The following is a 24,826-nucleotide window of genomic DNA, read 5'->3' as shown; positions in this document are numbered from 1 at the left end:
AAACTACAAATTAACTCCTCTATAATATTCTAAAACTTTTACTCTTAAAAAATAATCGTATTTGGCAATAGAAACATTAATTTTTGCGTTTTCTAAATTGTTTTTACTGGTTATGTAAGCCAAGAAATTAGAAACTCCGTTATTAAACCTAGTTTCATTAATCTCAAAAGATTTTTGAAAAGCAACTACCTGTTTTTTTAAACTTTGATATCTGGCAAAAGCAGCTTCCATATCAAAATGTACTTGTTGAATGGCATTTTTTATATCTAATTCAGTTTGCTCTAATGCAATTAACGATTCTTCTACATTCACTTTTTCTAAAGCAACATTGTTTTTTGCCTGAAAACCATTAAAAATTGGTACACTTACAGAAAAACCAATTACAGAATTAAAATTATTATCAAACTGATCTAAATAATTAATATTCTGAGTACTATATAAGGTTTGATTGGTTAAAACTGGTGAATTTTGATTATTGATTGACACAAAATCTCCTGTTTCTGCAATAGTTGTTCCTGTTTCTGTAAAAGTTTCTGCTGCACTTGAATAATTCGTATTTAAACCACCAAACAAAGATATTTCTGGTATGTATTGAGCTTTTGCCACACTTACTCCTTTTTTTGCAGATTCTAATCGTAATTCACTTGCTTTAAAAGTAGACAAATTTTCTAAAGCATCATTAAACACTTGGTTAGGTGTAAATTTGTATTTATCTAAACTTAATAAAAAAGTATCTCCACTAACATCCATTTTAACTTGTAGATTTAAAAGTGATGTTAAACTTAATTTTGCATTATTTAAAGCAATTTCTGCAGAAAGAATATTAGTTTCATCCGAAGATTTTTGGCCTAACAAATCTGTATAATCTGCAGGGTTTTCTCTACCTTCATCAAACAAATCTTTTTGAATTTTTAATTGCTTATTTGTAGCTATTAATCGTTGTTTATTTAACGCTAATAAATCTTTACTATTTAAAACTTGCAAGTAGGCTAAAGTTACTGAAAGAATTAAATTTTGTTCTTCTTGCTCAACTTCTAAATTTGCAGCTTGGGTATTTAATCTTTGTTGTTTTAAGGTATTTAACAACCTAAAACCATTAAAAACAGTTGCATTTAAACTTAAACTTGCGTTTGAAAATGTTAATTGTTGATTGATAAAATCATTTGTAAACGGATCTATACTTCTACCATTATTTATACCTAAATTGTAATTTGCATTTACATTTGGTAATAAATTTGCTTTAGATTGTTGATAATTTATTTTGGTTGATTTTGCAGTATTTTTGGTTGATTTTAAACTTAAATTATTTTCTAGAGCTATATGTATACATTCTTCTAGCGAATATTTTTTTTCTTGCTCATTTTGGCAAAACATAGAAATGCTAAAAGCAAATGCAATTAAATAAACGAAACTTCTTTTTATCATTTTTAATACTTTTAAGCTGTTATAGTGTTCTAAGAAATAAATTTATTGTTGATGAATCTTAAGTTGTAACTTATTCTGTTTTTAAAGAGTCTACAGGGTTTGATATTGCAGATTTAATTGCCTGATAACTCACTGTAATTAAAGTAATCAATAAAGCACCAGAACAAGCAATTGCAAAAACTGTCCAAGAAATATTGGTTCTATAAGTAAATTTTTGCAGCCATTCTTTCATCATAAAATATGCAATTGGAGAACCAATTAATAATGAAATTACAACCAATTTTAAAAAATCTTTGGATAACAAAATCCATAATTGACTTACAGAAGCACCTAATGTTTTACGTATTCCTATTTCTTTGGTACGTTGTTCTGCTACAAAAGAAGCTAAACCAAATAAGCCTAAACAACTTATAAAAATGGCAAGTATTGTAAATACTTTAGATAAGTTTGCTACTCTTTCTTCAGATCTAAATTTTTGTCCATATTGCTCATCAACAAATTGGTAAATGAAAGGTAAGTTTGGAAAATTTGCTTTAAATGTACTTTCTATTTTTGATAAATTATCTGCAATACTTTTGCTTGGGTTTAATCTTAAGTTATAATAACTAGCTGATTCATTATTATCAAAAACATAAAAAGCTTGTTTTGTAGGGCTGTAAGGAGACTGTACAAGAATATCATCTATAACACCAATTATTTTTAATGGTTCTCTTGGGTCTTCATCATCAGAATCTCTAACGTATTTTCCTATAGGGTTTTCAATTCCCATATATTCTACAGCTGTTTTATTTAAAATTACAGCAGTAGAATCAGAAGCAAAATCTCTAGAAAAACCTCTACCTTCAATTATTGTTAACCCTAAAGTTTCTACAAAATCATAAGAAACATTTGTATAGGCAAATTCTTCTTGAAATTCAGGATCTTTCCCATCCCATTTAAAACCACTCCAATTAGACCAAACATCTGTCATTGGGCTACTTGTACCTGCCATATTTATAACTGCACCAGATGCTATAAATTGATTTCGCATCATCTCTTGTTTCCCATTAAATTCAGAGGTCATTACAGGTATTTGTATTAAGCCTTCTTTGTTATAACCTGTTGGTCTGTTTTTTGCATAATCTATTTGATTTATTACAATCATAGTTCCTATAATTAATGCAACTGAAACTGTAAATTGAGTAACTACTAATATTTTTCTTGGCAAAGCTGCAAAACGACCAGTTTTAAATGTCCCTTTTAAAACAGTTACAGGATTAAAAGATGATAAATATAAAGCTGGATAACTACCTGCTAAAAATGATGTGATGATGATGAAAATAAAAGAAACTCCCCAAAATTGATAATCTGACCAAGGAAAAACTATTTTTTTACTTGCTAAATCATTAAAACCATTTAAAAATAACAATACCAAACCAATTGATAACACAAAAGAAAGTACCACTATTAAAAAAGATTCACTTAAAAACTGTGCTATTAACTGACTTCTTTTTGATCCTATAGATTTTCTAATTCCAACTTCAATGGCTCTTTTTTCTGATCTTGCAGTACTTAAATTTACAAAATTGATACAAGCCAACAATAACACAAACACACCAATTATACCAAATAACCAAACGTTTTCAATTCTTCCTCCTGTTTGTATTCCTTCATCAAATTTATTACGCAAATACCAATCTTTCATTGGAAATAAAAACATTTGCGGATTAAACTGCGCTTCTTCTGGAGATGCTATTTTTTTAACATCAATAATTTTTGCTGTAACAGCATCCATTGTTGTGTTTTCATTAATTTGTACAAAAAGTTGAAATGAGTTATTTCCCCAAGAAGTTTTAGCATTTTGAATCCAAGTTCTTGAAGCCACATAATAATCCCAAGAACCAATAAAATCTAAATTCGAAAAACTATTATTATTAGGTATGTTTTTATAAACTGCGCTTACAGATAAATCATCTGTACTGTTTATTCTTACAATTTTTCCTATAGGGTTTATATCCTTAAACAACGCTTTTGCTGTTGATTCAGAAATCATTATTGATTTTTGGTCATCTATTCCATTTTTAACTCCAGAAACAATCTCTAAGCTCAGCATTTCACAAGCTCCTTTCTGCATAAAGTTTCCTTGAAAATTTAAATTGATTTCTCCATATTTTAAATATCTAGGTTGTGTCCAAGAAGACATCACTAAATGTTTAAAATTATCTTCATAATCTTTTTTAATAGCAAATTCTAAGGCTCTAGGAATTGCTTCTGAAGTTTCGGTTTTGTTATTATAGGTTTCATTTTGTAATACTTGTGCTATGGTATTACTGTTTTCAAAATGATTATTGTAATTCAATTCGTCGTTAATCCACAAACCAATCATTACAGTAGCTGTAATACCAATGGCTAAACCTAAAATATTGATTAGCGAATACACCTTATTTTTAAGGAGATTTCTGAGTGCAATTTTTATATAATTTTTAAACATAAATTTAAGTTTTCTAATTTTTAATAATTTTATTACTCTGAACGTAGAGAGTTTACTGGGTTTGCATTTGCAGCTTGTAATGTTTTTGCACTAATAATAATTAAAGCAAATAGAATCATGGCAAAAGCACTTACAACAAACACCCAAAAACTAATACTGGTTTTGTAAGCAAAATTTTGAAGCCAATTGTACGTTCCATACCAAGCAATTGGTGCAGCAATAGCAAAAGCAATTGCAACCAAGATTAAGAATTCTTTACACAACAATGCGTTAATTTGAAATAAAGATGCACCTAACACTTTACGAACTCCAATTTCTTTAACACGTCTATTAGTTGTATAAATTACAAGACCTAATAGCCCCAAACAACTAATTAATATTGATAAACCTGTTGCCCAGTTTAATAATTTCGATACTTTTTGTTCTTTTTTGTAGAATTTAGCAATGGTTTCATCTAAAAATTCTAGCCTCATATTAGTGCCTGGATATACTTCTTTATAAACTTTTTCAATTTTTGAAAGACTATTTTTTAAATTTTCGGTGGAATTGCTTTGTAATGAAATATGCACTGCTTGAAAATAAGACCATTCACCTCTGTACCAATCTCCATGCAAAGTGAGAGGTTTAATATCTGACTTTAAAGAACGTTGATGAAAATCTCCAATAACCCCAACAATTTGCAAGTTTTCTTTATCATAAAGTAAAGACTTACCAACAGCATCTTCTGCAGATTTAAATCTAAAAAATTTTCTTGCAGCTTCATTTATTACCAGTTCTTTTATGGTATCATTTCTTTGTACACGACCAGCAAGTAAATCAATTTCAAAAAGATTTAAATAGTTGGTATCACCAGCAAGTAATTGTATTTCTCCATACACTTCTTGGTTGTCAACCATTCTTCTCATATCAGTTCTGTTACTGCTTTGAGATGCAGGTGGATTAGCGCCAAGACTAATTTCTTTTATACTTGGTATTGCTGCTAATTTTTCTGAATACAGTTTAATTTTCTCAAAACTTTGTTCTTCTAAAGGTTTATAAACAGATACAATTGCATCTTTTTTGAAACCCATATCTTTACTCAATAAAAAATTAATTTGTTTGCCTACTAAAAGTGTGGCTATTATAAAAACTTGTGCAATTGTAAACTGAAATACAGTTAAAAATTTTCTTAAACGCACCTTTTTATCTCCAACTCCTAAATGATTTTTTAAAACTGAAATCGTGTTAATTTTTGATAAAACAATGGCTGGATAAAAACCAGACAAAAAAGTTACTAAGACTAATAATAAAATTATACTAATTACTACTATAGGTACTTTAAATAATTCGAAACTTAAGCCTGCAGGCACAAAATCTGAAAATACATTAATTAACCATTTAGAAAGTATTAATGATAAAAGTGCAGCAATTAAAACCAACAAAAATGTTTCTCCCATAAACTGCCCAATCAACTGATTTCTAGAACTTCCTAACGTTTTACGAATACCAATTTCTTTGGCACGTTGTGCAGCTTGTGCTGTGTTTAAATTGATAAAATTAATACAACCTAACAACAATAAAAAGATGGCTACAAATACTAAGTTTTTTAATAAAGACTTGCTTGCTTGTCCACTAGACCAATCATAAGTTCCGTAATTTTCATTAAAATGAATATCATTTAAAGGTTGAAGGTTAAATATTCTTTCTTCACCATATTTTATATCATCTTCATCTCTATGTTCAATAGCTATTTCTTTAAGATTATTTTTTATTGATGCTTTATTTGCGTTTGCACTCAACTTAACATACAATTGAGAATTAGAATTAGTATTATTCCATCTTTTACCAATTATATTTCCACGCAATCTTGTTTGCAACAAAGTTGGATGAGAAATAAATTCTTGAAAAATAATATCTGTTCTGTTTTTAAAACCCTCTACAATTCCAGTAACTTTTGTGTTAATAGAATCATTATACACCAAGGTTTTACCAATAATTTCAGAAACTGCTGTATTTGGGAAATACTTAGATGCGCGTTCTTCTGTTAAGATTACTTCGTTAGGGTTTTGTAGCGTTTTAATAGCATCACCAGCAATAAATTTGTAATCAAAAATTTTAAAATAATTTTCATCTGCATAGATTACATCTTTAGGTAATTTAAATTCTAAATCTTCTGTTCTATTATTAACCTTCATTGGTCTTTCTAAATAAAACTCACTAACTACATCAAAATTAGAATTATCTTGTATAGCACCTTTTAATGCTAAAGTTACTCCTGAATTAGAAAACTCACCTTCTGGAAATTTAAAATCGGTAACTACTCTATAAATTCGATCTCCATCTTTATGAAAATCATCAAAAGTATAATCGTAATACACCATTAAACCTATTATAAAAGAAGCACTAAAACCAATAGTTAAACCAATAACATTTATGAATGAAAACACCTTGTGATTCATCATATTTCTAAATGCTATTTTTATATAATTTTTAAACATTTGCTCAGTTTTTATGGGTTGGTTTTAATTTTAGGCAATAACGCTTACACTAAAATATTTTCTGTTACTTTTTGGCCATCTAACATTCTAATAATTCTATGGCTGTATTTTGCATCGTGCTCACTATGAGTTACCATAATAATTGTAGTACCAGCCTCATTTAAATCGATTAACAGATCCATAACTTCATTACCATTTGTACTATCTAAATTTCCTGTTGGCTCATCTGCTAAAATTAATTTAGGATTATTTACAACTGCTCTTGCAACAGCAACTCTTTGTTGTTGACCTCCAGATAATTGCTGAGGAAAATGATTACGTCTGTGCATAATTTGCATTTTCTCTAAAACTTCTTCTACTCGTTTTTTTCTTTCTGATGTTTTAACACCTGTATAAATTAAAGGCAGCTCTACATTTTCAAAAACGGTTAATTCATCAATCAAATTAAAGCTCTGAAAAACAAAACCAACATTGTGTTTTCTTAATTGAGCTCTTTTTCTTTCATTATAACCAGCTACTTCTTCTCCATTAAATTTAAAACTACCAGCATCAGGATCATCTAACAAACCTAAAATGTTTAATAAAGTTGATTTTCCACAACCTGATGGCCCCATAATTGCAACAAATTCTCCTTTTTTAACTTCAAAAGACAACTTGTTTAATGCTATGGTTTGTACCTCATCTGTTCTATAAAATTTCTCTAAATTGTTAATTTCTATCATTATTTTTGGCTTTACGCTGTTCGCTTTTCGCTATTAGCTTTGGATTTTTAAATTTGATTTTTTCTCTTTTGATATTAATTCTTAACTCTTTTATCTATTTTCTTTATTCTATTTTCTCTCGTCTAAAATCTAACTACTTTATAATTATTTGCTCTATTTCGTCATAAGAATCGTAGCTAGATGTAATTACTTTATCACCTTCATTTAATCCGCTAATTACTTCGTAATATTTTGTGTTTTGGCTTCCTAATTGAATGTCTACTTTATAAGCAGAAGAACCATCTTCACTTAATTTAAAAATCCAATTACCACCTGTTTTTTGAAAAAAGCCACCAACAGGAATTAACATTGCCTCTTTTTCTGCGCTTAAAGCCACTCTAATTTGTAAATTCTGACCTCTTCTAATTCCTTTTGGCACTTCGTTTTCAAAAACCATATCTACTTGAAAACGTCCATTTGTAACTTGTGTAAAAATCTTTTTTATCACCAAAGTATATTGCTTGTTATTTAGGTTAAATGTTCCTGTTTGTCCTGTATATATTCTAGAAATATAGTGTTCATCTATATCTACCCTTACTTTATAACCTGTAACTACATCTATTTGCCCTAATCTTTCTCCTTTATTTTTAGACTGACCAATTTCTGCATCTAAAGAAGTTAATTGCCCATCAATAGGAGCTCTAACCACTAAATCTTCTACCTTTTTTCGCATCAATTTTAAAGCACTTTGGGTTCTTTGATATGAGTTTTTAGCTTGTTGAATTTCTTGTTTTGTAGCAATAGAATCTTCTTGTAAAATTTCATTCGTTAATTTCATTCTTTGCTTTTGGTAGTTGTAATTATTTACTGAAGACTCATAATCTTGACGCCCAATAGCCCCTTTTTCATATAATTTTGAATTTAAATCGAACAAACGTTTCGCTTCAATTAAATTATTTTCTACATCTGTAAATTGATTTAATCTATTAATTGTATTCTGTCTTGCTGCATTCTGCGAAATTTGCATTTGCGTTAATAAATTATAAACAGAAGTTTCCTGGTTAATTAAACTTAACTCCAAATCTGTATTTGCTAATTTTAAAATTGGCTCGCCTTTTTTCATAATTGCGCCATCTTCTACAAACTTCTCTTCTACTCTACCACCCTCTACAGCATCTAAATAAATAGTTGTTATGGGTAACACAATTCCGCTTACAGGTATATTTTCTTGAAAAACTCCACTTTTAACTGTATTAATTGCAATTCGTTCTTTATTTACAGAAAGTTTAGAGCCTCCAGAGGTTGCATAAATCACATAAATAATTAATAGTAATAGAAGTGCAATTCCACTAATTTTTAATATTATTGATGTAGAAAATTTCTTTTTTTCTATTTGAATGTCCATTTTTACTTTTTTATTTCTCTTACTTCATAGACAAGATGATGCCAAAAATTAAATATCCTGATTATCAGTATTTTAAATTTTTCATCAAAAATAAAAGTGTTCGGTTTTGATACAGTTTCTGTTCGGTTTTGATACAAAAAAAATCATCTTAATAATTTTCTTTCATCAATTTAAAATCTTGATTATAAAATTGTAATATTGTAAATATGGTTTTGAAAAAAGCAAAAATATTGGTAATTGATGATGATGTTGATGTTTTAACAGCAATCAGACTTTTACTAAAACCTTTGGTTAATGAAATTGTAATAGAGAAAAACCCGAGTAATATCAATTTTCAAATTGAAAGTAAAAAGTTCGATTTAATTATACTAGATATGAACTTTAATGGTTTAGTAAATACTGGTAATGAAGGTATTTTTTGGTTGAATAAAATTAAACAATTTAACCCAAATATTGCTGTAGTTTTAATGACAGCTTACGCAGATATTGATTTAGCTGTTAAAGGTTTAAAAGAAGGCGCATCTGATTTTTTAATAAAACCTTGGAAGAATGAGAAAATTATAAATACAATTAAATCCATTTTAAAATCAGAAAAAAAATCGAAAGACAATTTTTCTTCAAATAGCATTCCTATTATTGGTGAAAGTGCTGTAATGAAAGATGTTTTTATCAAACTAAAAAAAGTTAGTCCAACAGATGCAAACGTTTTAATTTTAGGTGAAAATGGAACAGGAAAAGATTTAATTGCAAGAGCTTTACACGAAAATTCTAACAGAAAAAATAAGCCTTTTGTAAAAGTTGATGTTGGTGCATTAACAACAACCTTATTTGAAAGCGAATTATTTGGTTACAAAAAAGGAGCCTTTACAGGTGCAAATGAAGATAGAAAAGGACGTTTTGAAACTGCAAATGGTGGCACTTTATTTTTAGATGAAATTGGTAACATTTCTCTTGGTCAACAAGTGCGTTTATTAACGGTTTTACAAAACAGGCAAATAACGCCTTTGGGCTCTAATCAACCTATAAATATTGATATTCGTTTAATTTGTGCTACCAACGAAAAACCTAATGTTCTAGCTGATGAAAAGAAGTTTCGTAAAGATTTAATTTATAGAATTAACACTTTAGATATTACAATACCTCCACTTAGAGAAAGAGGAACTGACATTGTTTTACTCGCTAAATATTTTGTAAATCTTTATGAAGAGAAATACAATAAAAGCACTTTTGAGTTTGATGTAAGTTTTACTAAAAAACTAAAAAACCATAATTTTCCTGGCAATGTAAGAGAACTACAATACATTTTAGAAAGAGCTGTAATTATGACTGATGGCACTATTTTAAAAGCAGAAGATTTGGTCTTTTCATCCATAGAAAGATCAATAGAAAACAATATTCCAGAAACACTAAATTTAGATGATTTAGAAAAAAATGCAATTCTAACTGTTTTAGAAAAACACAATGGCAACATCTCTAAATCTGCCAAAGAACTAGGTATTACAAGAGCTGCACTCTACAGAAGATTAGAAAAGTATGAATTATAAAGGATACATTTTAAAACTATTCTTCAGAATTTTTATACTTATTGCATTAATTCTGGGACTCATTTATTTTATCTATCAAGATAAAATTACATACACAATTTTACTAAGTTTTGGTTTAATAATTGCCATTGTAAACTTATATCAATTTATAAAAAGACGTTTTTCTGCTATTGATGATTTTTTTGAATCTGTAAAATACAGAGATTTTTCTAGATGGTTTCCAGAAGATAGAGGTCCTAAAGACATTCGTTTTTTATATACTGGTTTTAATGAAGTAAATAGAACTATCAAAGAAATAAACATTAAAAACGAAACACAATACATCTATCTGCAAAAAATTTTAGAAATGATTGATGTTGGAATTATCGCTTATAATATAGAAACTGGAGATGTTTTATGGCTAAATGATACCTTTAAAGAAATTATCGATTTTCCATCATTTAAAAATATTCGTTTTGTAGAAAATAGAAAACCAGAATTATACAATATTATTTTTGAAACCTATAATAGAGAACCTAACTCAATTACAATAGCACTCCAAAACGAACGTTTAAAAGTTTTAATTTCTGACACCATTTTTCAGATAAAAGAAGATTCTTTTAAACTAGTTGTACTACAAAACATTGATAATACTTTAAATAAAAACGAATCTGAAGCTTGGAAAAAATTATTAAGTGTAATGACACACGAAATAATGAATTCTATTGCGCCTATTTCTTCTTTAGCAGATACTTTACAAAGAAATCTAGAATTAAATATTGAGAAACCTAATGAAAATTCTTTAGAGGTAGAAGATTTAAATGCAGGTATTAAAACGATAAAAAACAGAAGTCAAGGTTTATTAAAATTTGCAAAAACTTACAGAAGTTTAAGTAAAGTAACCAACTTAAATCTTCAAAAAACACAAGTTTCTGAGCTTTTTAATAATATTGAATTGTTAATGGCTCCATCAATAAAAGCTAAAAATATTGATATTCAGTTTTCAATTTCTTCTAAAAGATTACAACTAGATATTGATGTGCATTTAATAGAACAAGTATTAATCAATTTAATCTTAAATGCAAAAGATGCTTGCCAAAAACAAGAAAAACCGTTAATTAAAATTACAGCTTCTCAAACCCAAAACCACAATACAATTATTAAAGTTTTTGATAACGGAACAGGAATACCCAAAGATATTATGGAAAATATTTTTATACCCTTTTTTACCAGTAAATCTACAGGGAGTGGAATAGGCTTAAGTCTTTGTAAACAAATCATGTTATTACACAAGGGGAAAATTTTAGTGAATAGTGTAGAAAATGAAGGGACCGTTTTTAGTCTGAGTTTTTAGTCCTTTTTTATTAAAAAAATGTTAAAATCAATATTGATTGTAATTTTTTAAATAAAGATACGTCCTAGTATATGGTAAGAGTAATCTTATCATTCTTTTTCATAGCAATTTTCCCACTCCTCACTGAGGAGTGGGTTTTTTATTTCTATATTGCACAAAAGAAAAAAATTGAAAAAAGTAATTGTTTCTGTTACCAATGATTTAACCACAGACCAAAGAGTACACAAGGTTTGTACTACTTTAGTAGAAAACAATTTTGATGTTCTACTTGTTGGTAGAAAATTAAAATCATCAATAGAAATTGACAGAAACTACAAAACAAAAAGATTAAAATTAGTTTTTAATCAGAGCTTTTTATTCTATGCCGAATTTAATTTTCGCTTATTTTTATTTCTCCTTTTTAAAAAGAAACACATACTATTAGCTAACGATTTAGATACTTTATTAGCTAATTTTCTTGTAAGCAAATTACAGCAAAAAAAATTAGTTTACGATAGTCATGAATTATTTTCTGAAGTGCCAGAATTGGTAAACAAACCTTTTAAGAAAAGTATTTGGGTGGGTTTAGAAAAAATGATTTTACCCAAACTAAAACACACGTATACAGTTTGTAATAGTATTGCTGAGTATTACAAAAACCTTTATCAAACTAATTTTACCACGATAAGAAATCTACCAAAGAAAAAAGAAGTTATAAAAGATGCTTTTTCTTTTGATGTAACCAACAAAAATGTAATTCTTTATCAAGGAGTTTTAAATGTTGGTAGAGGCTTAGAATTAATGATTGATGCTGTTCCATTTTTAAATAATACGATTTTAGTAATTATTGGTGATGGAGATATAGCAACATCATTAAAAACAAAAATTACAGAAAAAGGATTACAAAATAAAGTCTATTTTTTAGGAAAATTAAATCCAGAAGAATTACATAAACTTACACCTAATGCTAATATTGGAATTAGTTTTGAAGAAGATTTAGGACTCAATTATAGATATGCATTACCCAACAAAATATTTGATTACATTCAAGCAGAAATACCCATTTTAGTATCTGATTTACCAGAAATGAAAAGAATTGTTACAGAATATAAAGTTGGTGAAATTATAGAAAAAAGAACTCCAGAAGCAATTGCCAATCAAATAGAAACCATGCTTAAAAAAGATTTTAGCAATGCACTTGTTAAAGCAAAATCAGAATTAATTTGGGAAGCACAAGAACAACTCTTGTTATCTCATTTTAAATAATTTTACTTTTTATATTGATGCGGATTTTCTCTAACTCCTTTCTTAAAAACTTTTCTAACAGTACTTCTTAAAGTATTATCTATTTGTAGCAAAGAATCCTTTATTTTTTCTGATGGTTTTGCTCTAAAGGTTGTAACATGAAAAGTATCTGACTCAAAAATTGGTTTATCAGAAAAATAATAATTAGACACACAAGTTCTTACATTTTCTTCAGATATTTTAGAAACTGAATGCCAAGAATTACTATGTGTTGCCATAACAACAAGCCTGTTAAATTTACTTTTTACAGTTAATGGTTTTTCTTTTAAACCATTTTGCCACAATTCTAAATTACCACCATTTTCTAATTGCCAATTTGGAGTAGCATAATACAATAAGTTTAGAACACGCCATCTATTTCTGTCTTTATCATGCGAATTATCTAAATGCGGATTTAAAAAATTATCTTTTCCCATTAATGATAAACCTCCTGCATACAAATTTTCATCAGGATAAATAGAAGGCAAATCACAAATTTCCGCAATAATTTCTACTACTTTTTTATCTTGAAAAGCATAAATAACTTCTTCTAAAAGATCATCGTACTTATCCATTTGATAGGCTAAATACTTAAACTCTCTTAAATTCTTTTTCTTTATTGCATCTTCAGTTTTAGGAAATTTTTTATAAATACTTTCTGCTAATTCTTTTGGCAGAATATCATCAATAAAAAAATACCCAATTTTATCTTTAGAAGATAAATACTGTTCTTTTAATACAGCTTTATTTTTAAGTAAGTTTTTATAAATTAAATGTCCTATTTCAATTCTATTCATAGCTCGATTTTAGGTAACACAAATAGCAAACTTTCATACAGCTTAAGTAAAAAACTGAAGATTTATTTATAGCTAACCTCTCAAATAAAGTATAAAATTTACCTAGAGTTTTATTCAGTTTTACCTTTTTAAGTTGATTTACAAATTTTAATAAAGTTATGTTTTCTGATGCAATTAGTTGTTCTTTTTCAATAAAAACAAGGTTTTCCATTGCCTTTTTTGTTTTAGCAACAAAAGTAGCATTATCATCTAAACCTAAATGATATACCTCATTAGTAATATGCTCAATATTAAAACCTTTTTTGACTAATTCTAAAGAAAATAATAAATCTTCTCTTCCGTATTTTATTAATTTCTCTTCAAATTTTACTGATTTAAAAACTGCTTTCTCAATTAAAAAATTAGACGTAAAAAAATACTTTTCTGCATTAGCTTGTCTTTCTTTTACGGGTATTGCTTCGTGTTTTTTACCAAATTTATAACGTAACAACTGTTTATTTTGTTGTGTGTCTTCATATAATAATCCACCACAAAAAACAGTATCTGTAACTTTAAATTTTGTAATATATTGCTTAATAAAGTCTTTGCTTTTTGGGCAAACATCTGCATCTAAAAAAAGCAACCATTTGTTTTTAGCTTCTTTAGCTAATAAGTTTCTGATAGCACTTCTGCCCAAATTTTGTGGTAAGCTTTTAAAAGTTGAATTTGGTAAAATATTTATTTTTTGGTTTTCTAAATTTAATTCAGAATTTGAAGCATCATCAAAACAAAGAATTTCGAAATTAATATTTTCTAAAATTAATTGTTGGTAAAGTTCTTTAACCAGAGAAAAGGTATTGTAATTATATGTTGGTATTAATACAGAAAGCATTAAACTGTTGCTTGTTGCACTACCTCAAACAATTCTCCTGCTTCTACTTTTAATGTATTGTGTTTAAACTTTACAATTAATTGATAATCGTGAGTTGCCATTAAAATTGTTTTTCCGCTTTTATGAATTTCATTTAAAAGGCCCATAACTTCTAACGATGTTTTTGGATCTAAATTTCCTGTAGGCTCATCTGCTAAAATTAATTCTGGATCGTTTAACAAAGCTCTTGCAATAGCTACTCTTTGTTGCTCACCCCCAGAAAGTTCAAAAGTATTTTTATAGTATTTAGATTGCATACCTACTTTATCTAAAACCTCATTTATTTTTGCTTTAATTTCTTCTTTATTTTTCCAACCAGTAGCTTTTAAAACAAATTCTAAATTTCCAAAAACTGTTCTATCACTTAATAATTTAAAATCTTGAAAAACGATTCCTATTTTTCTTCTTAAAAACGGAATTTCTTTATCCTTTAGGTTTCTTAAATCAAAATCAACAATAGAACCTGTACCTTTTTGCAGTCTTAAATCTCCATAAAGTGTTTTCATTAAACTACTTTTTCCACTTCCTGTTTTACCAATTAAATAGTAAAAACCTCCTTTTTGAATGGTTAAATTAACCTTAGATAACACCAAGTTATCTCTTTGATAGATATCTGCATTTTCTAATTGTAAAACTGGTTTTTCCATAAAAATAGTCGTTTTTACAAACTTATTAGTTTCTTATGATTTTAGCATACAAAAATTCAATAATTCTTATTTTTGCAGTAAATTATTTTGAATATTTTTTTAGACATCATCCAACAAATTAAAAAAATGTTCGTTAATTAGGTTATAACAAAAACAATTGTATGAAATTTAGTTTTAGTATAAAATCTATTTTATCATTTACTTTCTTACTATCAACTTTTGTTGCTTTTTCACAACAATCTATTGCAGAGGCTAGTGTAATTACAGACTTTAATAATGCACTTAAACTTTATAATAATAAAGCGTATGCTGCTGCACAAAAAACCTTCGAAAAAGTACAAACAGATGCCAAAGAAAGTTCTAGTTTAAAAGCAGACGCTTCTTATTACGATGCAATGTGTGCTGTAAAATTAAACCAAACTAATGCAGATGATAAAGTTTTAACTTTTGTTGATGAAAACCCAACAAGTAATAAAAAAAACAAAGCGTTTTTTAATGTAGGTAATTACTACTTTGCCAATAAAAAAGCAGCACACGCTTTAAAATGGTATCAAAAAGTAAATATGGATTTAATTTCTGAGGATAACAGAAAGGAATTAAATTTTAAAATGGGTTATGGTTATGTAGTTGCGAATAGACTAACCTTAGCTAAAGATCGTTTTTTACCATTAATAAACGATGCTAAATATGGTAATGATTCTAGGTATTATTATGGTTATATAGCATACAAACAAGAAGATTATGGCATTGCAGAATCTACGTTAAAAGAAATTGCTGATAATAAATCTTACAAATCAGAAATTTCTTATTATTTGTTAGACATCAGTTTTAAAGCTGGGCAATTTGAACGTTGTGTAAAAGTGGGGCCAGAACTTTTAAAAACAGCCAAAAGAAAAGACATTTCAGAAATATCAAAAATTGTAGGTGAAAGTTATTTTAACTTACAAAAATACGAAGAAGCAATTCCTTACCTTATTGCATATAAAGGCAAAGCTCGTAAATGGAATAACACAGATTATTATCAATTAGGTTATGCCTATTTTAAGCAAAACGATTTTGAAAACGCCATTAGTTATTTTAATAAAATCATCACTCAAAAAAATGAAGTATCACAAAATGCATATTATCATTTAGCTGAATGTTATTTAAATACAGATAAAAAAAACGAAGCTTTAAATGCTTTTAAAACCGCAAGCGAAATGACATTTAGCTCTAAAATTCAGCAAGATGCTGCTTTAAATTATGCTAAATTGAGTTACGAAGAAGGTAACCCTTTTGAAAACGTTTCTGATGTTTTACAGAATTATCTAAAAAAATATCCAAACTCAACTTCTTATAACGAAATTAATGAATTGGTAGTTTCATCATTTTTACATCAACAAGATTATCAAGGTGCATTAGATTATTTAAAAAAGAAAAAATCGCAAGAAAATTTAACACTAACATCAGAAGTTTCTTTATACAGAGCAATTCAGTTATTTAATCAAAAGAAATTACAACAATCTCTACCTTATTTTACAACTGCTAAAAGTGCAAATGATGCAGAAATTTCTCAAAAAGCAAATTATTGGGAAGCAGAAACTCTGTATCGTTTAGAAAATTATACAGAAGCTTTAGCCAAATTTAAATCAGCAAAAAACAATTTAACATCAATAAATAAGGTAGAGTTTTCTTTGATAGATTACAATATTGGTTACACTTATTTTAAACTGAAAGAATACGAAAATGCAATTAATTCTTTTAATCGTTTTTCTAAAACTAAAGTTGATGATGAAGTTTTAATCGATGATGCATTTATACGTTTAGGAGATAGTTATTTTGCATTAAGAAACTACTCAAGTGCCATTAATAATTATAAAACTGTAGTTGATAAAAATGGTGCAGAAGCAGATTATGCACAATATCAAATTGGTATGAGTTATGGTTTTCAAAACCAAAATGATGCTAAAATTGATGCATTAACCAAAGTAGTAAATAAGTATAGCAATTCTACTTTAAAAGATGATGCATTGTATCAATTAGCAAATACTTATACCAAAATAAAAGACAACAGAAAAGCACACCAAGCTTACGATCGTTTGTTAGCAAAACATCAAAAAAGTGCTTTTTTACCAAGAGCTTTAGTACGTCAAGGATTATTGTATTATAATGAAAATCAGAATGCAAAAGCTTTAGAAAAGTTTAAATTGATGGTGAGTAAATTCCCAAATTCTTCGGATGCTTTAGAGGCTGTAAGAAATGCCAAAAACATTTATGTAGATGAAGATAATTTAGATGGTTATGTTGCTTGGACAAAAACTTTACGATTTGTAAATGTTTCTGATAATGAATTAGAAAACTCAACTTTTGCAATTGCAGAACGTAAATACTTTGAAGGTAAAAATGATGGAAGTATTTTAAGTCTAAAAAAATATTTAAGAAATTTTCCTGATGGTAAAAACAGTTTAAAAGCGAATTATTACTTAGCTGATATTTTGTTTAAAGAAGGTTTATTTAACCAAGCAGCAGACAAATATAAAGTAGTTTTAGAAGCTGGCCAAAGTGAATTTAGCGAAGATGTTTTGGCTAAATTATCTCAAATATATCTACAAAAAGAAAATCTTAATGAGGCTATACCTTTGTTAGAAAGATTAGAACTTGAGGCTTATGTCTCAGAAAATATTTTGTTTGCGCAGAGTAATTTAATGAAAGCATACTCAAAAACAGAATCTTATTTCTTGGCTATAGAATACGCTGAAAAAATATTGAAAAAAGACAAATTAGATGACAGTTTAGAATTAGATGCAAAAATTATTATTGCAAGAGCATCTTTTTTAAATCTAGATTTACAAAAAGCGCAAGAGTATTATAGTGTTGTAGAACAAGAAGCAACAGGAGAGTTAAAGGCGGAAACCTTGTATTACAATGCTTACTTTAAAAATTTAGAAAATGAGTTTGAAGCATCTACCAAAGTTGTGCAAGAATTAATTGCAAATTATTCTGCTTATAAATATTGGGGAGTAAAGAGTTATGTAATAATGGCTAAAAATTATTACAGTTTAAAAGATGCTTACCAAGCAACATTTATCTTAGAAAACGTAATTAAAAACTTTACTCAGTTTGATGATATTGTAAAAGAAGCTCAAATAGAACTCGATAAAATAAAAGAAAACGAAGCCAAAACCAATAATTCTATAACTCCACAAAATAAAAATTAATGAAAAAAGGCTTAATCATATTTTTAATTTTCTTTGCATTGTTAGTCACAAATGCACAACAAACAAAACCTGTTGTTGCAAAAGACACCGTAAAAACTGAGGTTGTAGAAGTAATTACTACTTACAATCCAGAAATTGCAGATGCTAACAAGATTCATAAAAACCCTGTTGTAAATTTATCAGACAACAGCAAAAAGAAAAAACTGACTTATAACATTTTTTCGGCTCCAGTTGCCTCTACTTTTATACCAAAAAGTGGTGTTGTAAAAGGTATAGATGTTGGTGTTAAAGAACGTATTTACGACAATTATATAGCTGCTGGTTTTGGCAATTTTACATCTCCTTATTTTGAAGCGTATTTACATAATTACACTCGTTTTGAAAGTGAAATTGGTGTTTCTCTTAAATACGAAGCTTCTTTAGCTAACATAGAAAACACAGACTTAGACAGCGATTTTTCTAATCTTTTAGCCAGTGTTTCTTACGAACAAGAAGAGCGTTATTTCGATTGGAAATTAATTTTAAACACAGAATTAAACAATTACAATTGGTATGGTTTACAAGAAAATTCTTTTGCACCAAGTACTATTCAAAATATAGAAGAAAACCAAGCTTATAAGTTTTTTAATGCAACTGGTGAAGTAGATTTTTTAGATTCTTATATAGATAAAAGTGTTTTGTCTTTGTCTTATTTTATGGACGATTATAAAAGCAGTGAGTTTTTTATAAACCTAAATACAAATTTTGATTTGCCTATTGATTTTATTAGTAGAAGTCTTAATAATTTACAATTAAAAACTTCTGTAGAATTATTAAATGGCGAATTTAAAAGCGATTATACTAGTGATACTGCTTTAAAATACTCCATTTTTACTGCTAAATTAAATCCAGAATATAATGCCACTTTTGGTGGATTTTCTGTAAAATTAGGCGCAAAACTTTTTGGTTCTTTTGATGCTGAAAATAGTGTGAATAATGTTTTGGTTTACCCAGATATTAAGATTCAAAAATCAATAATAACAGAAAAACTTAATGCTTACGCAGGTGTTGTTGGTGATTTTAAAACCAATACTTACAAGAAATTTACTGAAGAAAATCCTTATGTTTCTCCTACTTTGTTCATTACCCAAACAGCAGAAAAATACAATGCTTTTTTAGGTTTTAATGGTGTAATTAATAACGATCTTAGTTTTAATTTATCAGCAAGTTTTAAAGAAGAGCAAGACAAGGCTTTATTCATCAGAAATAACTCAAAATCTAATGGCACTAATAATTTTATAAACGGTGTTGCTTTACAAGGTTTTGAATATGGTAATTCTTTTACATTAGTTTATGACGATGTAAAAACAACATCTTTTTTAGCAGAATTAGAATATGATTTAACCAAAAGAATTACACTTTCTACCAACGTTCAATTTGATAGTTATACAATGAGTTCTCAATTTGAAGCTTGGAACTTACCAACAATACAAGGTGCTTTTATTGGTAAATACAAAAGCAATAAATGGTATGCAACCACAAATATATTTTATGTTGGAGAAAGAAAAGACATTATTTATGCATCAACTTCACCATCAGCTGTAAGTGCCATACAAACTTTAGATGCCTTTGTTGATGTTAATTTGAATGGAGGTTATCATTTTAACGATAAATTCTCAGCTTTTTTAAGATTAAATAATGTTCTAAATTCAGACTACCAACGTTTTGCAAACTTTAATGTGCAAGGTTTTCAAGTATTAGGAGGTATAACTTATAAGTTCGATTTTTAAATTCTTATTACTTAAAGTTTTAAATAGTTTAAGTTATTTAAAAAAGATATAAGTTAAAATCACATTTTTCTTATATTTACGACTATGCTTTATTACATTATAATAGCTTTTCAAGCTTTTTGTATTTTTCACGTTTATAAAAGTAGAAACGAAACCTATTGGTACTTTGTTATCTTTTTTGTACCTGTAATTGGCTCTTTAGTTTACCTTTTTATGCACATACTTAATGGGGCTAATTTAAAAAGTTTAACAGATGCTGTAGATACTGCTTTAAACCCTACTAAAAAGATTAAAGAACTAGAAAAGAGGTTAAGTTTTTCAGAAACCTATCAAAACCTAATAGATTTAGCAGATGCACATAGAGACAATAAAGATTTTGCATTAGCAATACCCTATTATGAGAAAGCTTTAGAAGGGAATTACAAAAACAATCCTCATACATTAAATAAAGCTATAAAATGCTATTTTGAATTAGAAGATTATAACAAAGTAAAAGCTTACGCAAGTAAAATAGATTTAGACAAATCCTTTAGAAGTTCTCTTTATATTTATGCTATTTCTTTAGAAAAATGTAACGATTTTGATGAAGCTGAACATCAATTTAAAAAAATTGACAAAAGATATTCTAATTACCCAGAAAGATTAGAACTATCAAAATTTTTTATTAGAAGAAACAAAAAGGAAGAAGCAAAAATTGTTTTAGAAGAGATTATTGCTGAAATAAATAATATGATAGAAGTAAATCAACGAAAATATAGATACATCTATCAAGAATCTAAGAAATTATTAAAGGAAGTTTAATTCCTATTCAAACTCTACAACACATGAAAAAAATTATATTTTTAATACCCTTTTCTTTATTAATTTTTTCTTGTAATAAAAACATAGAAAAAAAAGAGAATTCTAATCTGCTTTCTATTGCAGAAAAAACAGATTCTACAAACATTAAAACTATTTTTAATTCTGCTTTAACAGAAGGTAAATCTTATGAGTGGTTAAGAGACTTAACAAAAAATGTTGGTGGTAGATTATCTGGTTCTCCAGAGGCGCAAAAAGCTGTAGAATGGGGAGAAAAATTAATGAAAGAAGTAGGTTTAGATTCTGTTTGGTTGCAACCAGTTATGGTACCTCATTGGGTTCGTGGCGAAAAAGAAGTAGCAACTTACACAACAAATGGAAATCAGAAAAATGTGCCAATTTGTGCTTTAGGTTTTTCTGTTGCAACACCAAATTCTGGAGTTTTAGCAAAAGTTATTGAGGTTAAAAGTTTAGAAGAAGCTAAAGCTTTAGGTAATAAAATGGAAGGTAAAATTGTGTTTTTTAATCGTCCTTTTGATGATACATTAATCAATACTTTTAGAGCTTATGGAGGTTGTGTAGATCAACGTGTTAGAGGTGCAGCTATTTGTGGCGAGTTTGGAGCAAAAGGTGTAATTGTACGTTCTATGACTAATTCTATTGATGATTATCCACATACAGGAACAATGAGTTATGGAGATTTACCAATAGAAAAACACATACCTACAGCTGCTATTAGTAGTAAAGCTGCCAATATTTTAAGTGATGATTTAAAAGTAAATCCTAATTTAAAATTCTACTTTAAACAAAGTTGTAAAACTTTACCAGATGCCCCTTCTTTTAATGTTGTTGGTGAAATAAAAGGAGAAAAAACACCAGAAAATATTTTTGTGGTTGGTGGTCATTTAGATTCTTGGGATTTAGGTGAAGGTGCTCATGATGATGGAACAGGAATTGTACAGTCTTTAGAAGTTGCTTATCTGTTTAAAAAGAACAACATCAAACCAAAAAACACCATTAGAATTGTGTTTTTTATGAACGAAGAAAATGGAACAAGAGGTGCTAAAAAATATGCTGAACTAGCAACTTTAAACAAAGAAAACCATATTGGAGGATTAGAATCTGATGCTGGTGGCCATACACCAAGAGGTTTTTCTATTGATGCTAATAGTGTAAACACAGAATTATTACAAAGCTGGAAGAAATTACTTTCTCCTTATGGTTTACACGATTTAGACAAAGGTGGTTCTGGTGCAGATATTAGCCCATTAAAAGGCGAAAATGTAACTTTAGTAGGTTACAGACCAGATTCTCAACGTTATTTCGATTATCATCATACAAGTAGAGATACTTTTGATAAGGTTAATAAAAGAGAATTAGTTTTAGGTAGTGCATCTATGGCAAGCATTGTTTATTTAATGGATAAATATTTATACTCAGATTCGCCAGTAAAACTTTAAAGTAATTGAAAATAAGAGTCCTAATATTAGAATTTATTTATAGTTCGTTTTTCTGCTTCGCAGGAATTATGAATTTAATTAAACCTAAGGTTTTCAAACACTTTGTTTCAATTTTATTACCTAAAAAAGAGAATAACTACACTGCTAGTATTATCGAATTTATTTTAGGTTTAGGTCTTTTATTTAGAGCAACTGTAAAATATTCAGCATTAAGTATAATTATATTATTCATTCATATATGGAATGTAACAAAAGTAAAACCTGAAAGAGGTTAAAAGAAATTAGAAATCATTAGAATTCCACTTCAATTTATATTGATGTATGGAATATAATTTATGTATATTCACTAATTAATTATGACAAAGAATATCCCCATCTTAATTTTAACGCTGTTACTGTTTTCTTGTGGAAAAGAAAAGGTAGACTTAATTGTCTATAATTCTACCACATATACTATTAATGATTTTTTTCAAAAAAAAGAAGCATTTGCTGTAAAGGATGGGAAATTTGTAGCCATTGGTACTAATGAAGAAATTTTAGAAAATTACATTGCTTTAGACACTGTTAACGCAAAAGAAAGAGCAATTATACCTGGTATTATAGACGCTCACTGTCATTTTTACAGAATGGGTTTACAACAACAAAAAGCAAATTTAGAAGGCACAAAAAGTTACGATGCTATTCTAGATACTTTAGTAGCATACCAAAAAGAAAAAAATGTAAGTTTTATAACTGGTCGTGGTTGGGACCAAAATGATTGGGAAGTAAAAGAGTTCCCAACTAAAGAAAAATTAGATGCTTTGTTTCCATCAACTCCAGTTGCAATTACAAGAATAGATGGCCATGCCTTATTAGTAAACCAAGCAGCCCTAAACTTAGCAGGTATTAATAAAGACACTCCTGTAACTGGTGGAGAAATCATTACTAAAAACGGAGTAATGACTGGTGTTTTAATTGATGCTGCTATGGATTTTATAAAAATACCAGAACCAACAAGACAAGAATCTATTGACGCTCTTTTAGAAGCTCAAAAGATCTGTTTCTCTTATGGATTAACAACTGTAGATGATGCAGGTTTAGATAAAAACACAATCGATTTAATTGATGACTTACAAAAGAAAAATCAATTAAAAATGCGAATTTATGCAATGGTTTCTGGTGACAAACAATCGCAAATTGATTACTATATAAAACAAGGAATTTACAAAACAGACAGATTAAATGTACGATCTTTTAAAGTCTATGGTGATGGAGCTTTAGGCTCTAGAGGTGCTGCTTTACGTGAACCTTATTCTGATAGAGAAAATCATTTTGGAGCTTTAATTTATCCTCCAGAAAGATATAGAGAAATTGCCAAACAAATTGCTGCTTCAGAATTTCAAATGAACACACATGCAATTGGTGACTCTGCAAACACTTGGATGTTAAAAACCTATAAAGAAGCTTTAAAAGACCAAGAAGATAGACGTTGGCGAATTGAACATGCACAAATAATATCTAGTAAAGATTTTAGAAGTTTTAACAATATTATACCTTCTGTACAACCAACTCATGCAACATCAGATATGTATTGGGCAGAAGAAAGGCTAGGCAAAGAAAGAATGAGAGGCGCATACGCTTATAGAAATTTATTAAACAGATATGGAAAAATTGCTTTAGGTACAGATTTTCCTGTGGAAAAAGTAAATCCGTTTTTAACGTTTTACGCTGCAAGACATCGTAAGGATTTAGAAGGTTTTCCAGAAGAAGGTTTTCAAATTGGTAATGCATTAACAAGAACTCAAACTTTAAAAGGGATGACAATTTGGGCTGCACATGCAAATTTTGAAGAGCAAGAAAAAGGAACAATTGAAGTTGGTAAATTTGCAGACTTTGTAATTCTAAGTCAAGATCTTATGAGTATAGATGGTAATGAAATACCTAATACAAAAGCAATAGCTACTTATTTAAATGGAGAAAATGTGTATACCATAAAAGAAGTCGTTAAAAAGAATGAAGAAGAAAAGGAAGAAAAAATAATAGAAAACGAAAAAACAGAATAAATTTAAACTTACTTATGAAATCCTATCTATCAATAATAATTTTAGCACTTACATGTATTTCTTGTTTAAACTCTGAACCAATAGATGAAAATCCTGTTGATTATGATGCTTTAAACGAAATTGAAATTCAAGATTATATTACTGAAAACAATTTAAATCCAGAAAAAAGTGATTCTGGTTTGTATTATATCATAAAAGAAGAAGGTGTTGGAGTTTCACCAACAATTACATCTAATGTAACTGTATATTATAAAGGTTATAATACAGATGGTGTTGTTTTTGATGAAAGCTCTGAAGATGGTGCAACCTTTAATTTAAATCAATTAATTACTGGTTTTTCTGAAGGTATAACTTACTTAAAAGAAGGTGGTGAAGCTACTTTAATAATTCCTTCTAAAATTGGCTACCCTTATTATTCTTATTCTTCTTTGGCAGGTGAAGTAGTTCTATTTGATGTAAAACTTTTAGAGATTAATTAAAAAAATATAAACTCTATATTATTTTTTTAACCCTAAAGTAATCAACTTAAAGATAAAACCCCAATCTAGGAATCAAATTTACTCTCTATCAGAAAATACATAGTTATTC

18 protein-coding genes are annotated in these 24,826 nt (G+C 28.1%); 10 read left to right on the top strand and 8 right to left on the bottom strand.

Going from position 1 to position 24,826, the window contains the following annotated elements; translation table 11 throughout:
* Positions 1 to 3: 3 nt before the first annotated feature.
* The 5 genes from KO506_RS00270 to KO506_RS00250 all read right to left on the bottom strand — a co-directional run bounded on the left by KO506_RS00270 (position 4) and on the right by KO506_RS00250 (position 8,478).
* The gene (locus KO506_RS00270; RefSeq protein WP_215992924.1) at positions 4 to 1,425 is read right to left on the bottom strand and encodes a TolC family protein; all 1,422 of its coding nucleotides are present in this window, start codon (positions 1,423 to 1,425) and stop codon (positions 4 to 6) included.
* Between the two features lie 70 nt (positions 1,426 to 1,495).
* Entirely contained in the window at positions 1,496 to 3,895 is a 2,400-nt protein-coding gene (locus KO506_RS00265) for an ABC transporter permease (protein WP_215992923.1), read from the bottom strand.
* Positions 3,896 to 3,927: 32 nt separating this feature from the next.
* Complete coding sequence (locus KO506_RS00260) at positions 3,928 to 6,372, bottom strand: ABC transporter permease (protein ID WP_215992922.1); 2,445 nt, start codon at positions 6,370 to 6,372, stop codon at positions 3,928 to 3,930.
* A 44-nt stretch (positions 6,373 to 6,416) separates the two neighbouring features.
* Positions 6,417 to 7,094 (bottom strand): ABC transporter ATP-binding protein, encoded by a 678-nt coding sequence (locus KO506_RS00255; RefSeq protein WP_068363072.1) that lies wholly within the window; start codon positions 7,092 to 7,094, stop codon positions 6,417 to 6,419.
* Positions 7,095 to 7,227: 133 nt separating this feature from the next.
* On the bottom strand, positions 7,228 to 8,478 hold the full coding sequence (locus tag KO506_RS00250) for an efflux RND transporter periplasmic adaptor subunit (RefSeq protein WP_215992921.1): 1,251 nt from the start codon (positions 8,476 to 8,478) through the stop codon (positions 7,228 to 7,230).
* A 206-nt stretch (positions 8,479 to 8,684) separates the two neighbouring features.
* Here KO506_RS00250 and KO506_RS00245 point away from each other — a divergent pair, with 206 nt between their 5' ends.
* From KO506_RS00245 to KO506_RS00235, 3 genes are all read left to right on the top strand, one after another.
* Positions 8,685 to 10,022 carry a sigma-54-dependent transcriptional regulator gene (locus tag KO506_RS00245; protein ID WP_215992920.1) on the top strand — a complete coding sequence of 446 codons (1,338 nt, stop codon included), beginning with the start codon at positions 8,685 to 8,687 and terminating at the stop codon, positions 10,020 to 10,022.
* On the top strand, positions 10,012 to 11,355 hold the full coding sequence (locus KO506_RS00240; protein WP_215992919.1) for a sensor histidine kinase: 1,344 nt from the start codon (positions 10,012 to 10,014) through the stop codon (positions 11,353 to 11,355). Before KO506_RS00245 ends, KO506_RS00240 begins: the two co-directional genes overlap by 11 nt.
* A 168-nt stretch (positions 11,356 to 11,523) precedes the next feature.
* The gene (locus tag KO506_RS00235; protein WP_215992918.1) at positions 11,524 to 12,600 is read left to right on the top strand and encodes a glycosyltransferase; all 1,077 of its coding nucleotides are present in this window, start codon (positions 11,524 to 11,526) and stop codon (positions 12,598 to 12,600) included.
* Between the two features lie 2 nt (positions 12,601 to 12,602).
* Here the strand turns inward: KO506_RS00235 and KO506_RS00230 are convergent, their stop codons facing one another.
* Genes KO506_RS00230 through KO506_RS00220 form a run of 3 tightly spaced genes read right to left on the bottom strand, consistent with a single transcriptional unit; the run spans position 12,603 to position 14,972 of the window.
* Positions 12,603 to 13,415, bottom strand: a complete 813-nt coding sequence (locus KO506_RS00230; protein WP_215992917.1) for a 2OG-Fe(II) oxygenase — start codon at positions 13,413 to 13,415, stop codon at positions 12,603 to 12,605.
* Complete coding sequence (locus KO506_RS00225; protein WP_215992916.1) at positions 13,408 to 14,286, bottom strand: glycosyltransferase family 2 protein; 879 nt, start codon at positions 14,284 to 14,286, stop codon at positions 13,408 to 13,410. The genes KO506_RS00230 and KO506_RS00225 overlap by 8 nt, the downstream gene beginning before the upstream one ends.
* A complete protein-coding gene (locus tag KO506_RS00220) occupies positions 14,286 to 14,972 on the bottom strand; it encodes a cell division ATP-binding protein FtsE (RefSeq protein ID WP_215992915.1) in 687 nt (228 codons plus the stop codon). The genes KO506_RS00225 and KO506_RS00220 overlap by 1 nt, the downstream gene beginning before the upstream one ends.
* 161 nt (positions 14,973 to 15,133) lie before the next feature.
* Here KO506_RS00220 and KO506_RS00215 point away from each other — a divergent pair, with 161 nt between their 5' ends.
* From KO506_RS00215 to KO506_RS00185, 7 genes are all read left to right on the top strand, one after another.
* Positions 15,134 to 18,169 (top strand): tetratricopeptide repeat protein, encoded by a 3,036-nt coding sequence (locus tag KO506_RS00215; protein ID WP_215992914.1) that lies wholly within the window; start codon positions 15,134 to 15,136, stop codon positions 18,167 to 18,169.
* The gene (locus KO506_RS00210) at positions 18,169 to 19,938 is read left to right on the top strand and encodes a hypothetical protein (RefSeq protein ID WP_215992913.1); all 1,770 of its coding nucleotides are present in this window, start codon (positions 18,169 to 18,171) and stop codon (positions 19,936 to 19,938) included. The genes KO506_RS00215 and KO506_RS00210 overlap by 1 nt, the downstream gene beginning before the upstream one ends.
* A gap of 84 nt (positions 19,939 to 20,022) precedes the next feature.
* The gene (locus tag KO506_RS00205) at positions 20,023 to 20,739 is read left to right on the top strand and encodes a hypothetical protein (RefSeq protein ID WP_215992912.1); all 717 of its coding nucleotides are present in this window, start codon (positions 20,023 to 20,025) and stop codon (positions 20,737 to 20,739) included.
* Between the two features lie 23 nt (positions 20,740 to 20,762).
* A complete protein-coding gene (locus KO506_RS00200; RefSeq protein WP_215992911.1) occupies positions 20,763 to 22,196 on the top strand; it encodes a M20/M25/M40 family metallo-hydrolase in 1,434 nt (477 codons plus the stop codon).
* 68 nt (positions 22,197 to 22,264) lie between these two features.
* Positions 22,265 to 22,471 carry a hypothetical protein gene (locus KO506_RS17050; RefSeq protein ID WP_252726738.1) on the top strand — a complete coding sequence of 69 codons (207 nt, stop codon included), beginning with the start codon at positions 22,265 to 22,267 and terminating at the stop codon, positions 22,469 to 22,471.
* Positions 22,472 to 22,552: 81 nt separating this feature from the next.
* Positions 22,553 to 24,238: an amidohydrolase gene (locus KO506_RS00190; protein ID WP_215992910.1), complete on the top strand. Its 1,686-nt coding sequence runs from the start codon at positions 22,553 to 22,555 to the stop codon at positions 24,236 to 24,238.
* A 14-nt stretch (positions 24,239 to 24,252) separates the two neighbouring features.
* The gene (locus tag KO506_RS00185) at positions 24,253 to 24,717 is read left to right on the top strand and encodes an FKBP-type peptidyl-prolyl cis-trans isomerase (RefSeq protein WP_215992909.1); all 465 of its coding nucleotides are present in this window, start codon (positions 24,253 to 24,255) and stop codon (positions 24,715 to 24,717) included.
* The last annotated feature ends 109 nt before the right edge of the window (positions 24,718 to 24,826 follow it).

This window comes from Polaribacter vadi, from assembly GCF_018861005.1.
GTDB classification, from domain to species: Bacteria; Bacteroidota; Bacteroidia; order Flavobacteriales; family Flavobacteriaceae; genus Polaribacter; species Polaribacter vadi_A.
The sequence above is the reverse complement of the archived record's forward strand: the minus strand, read 5'-3'. Positions and strand labels throughout refer to the sequence as shown.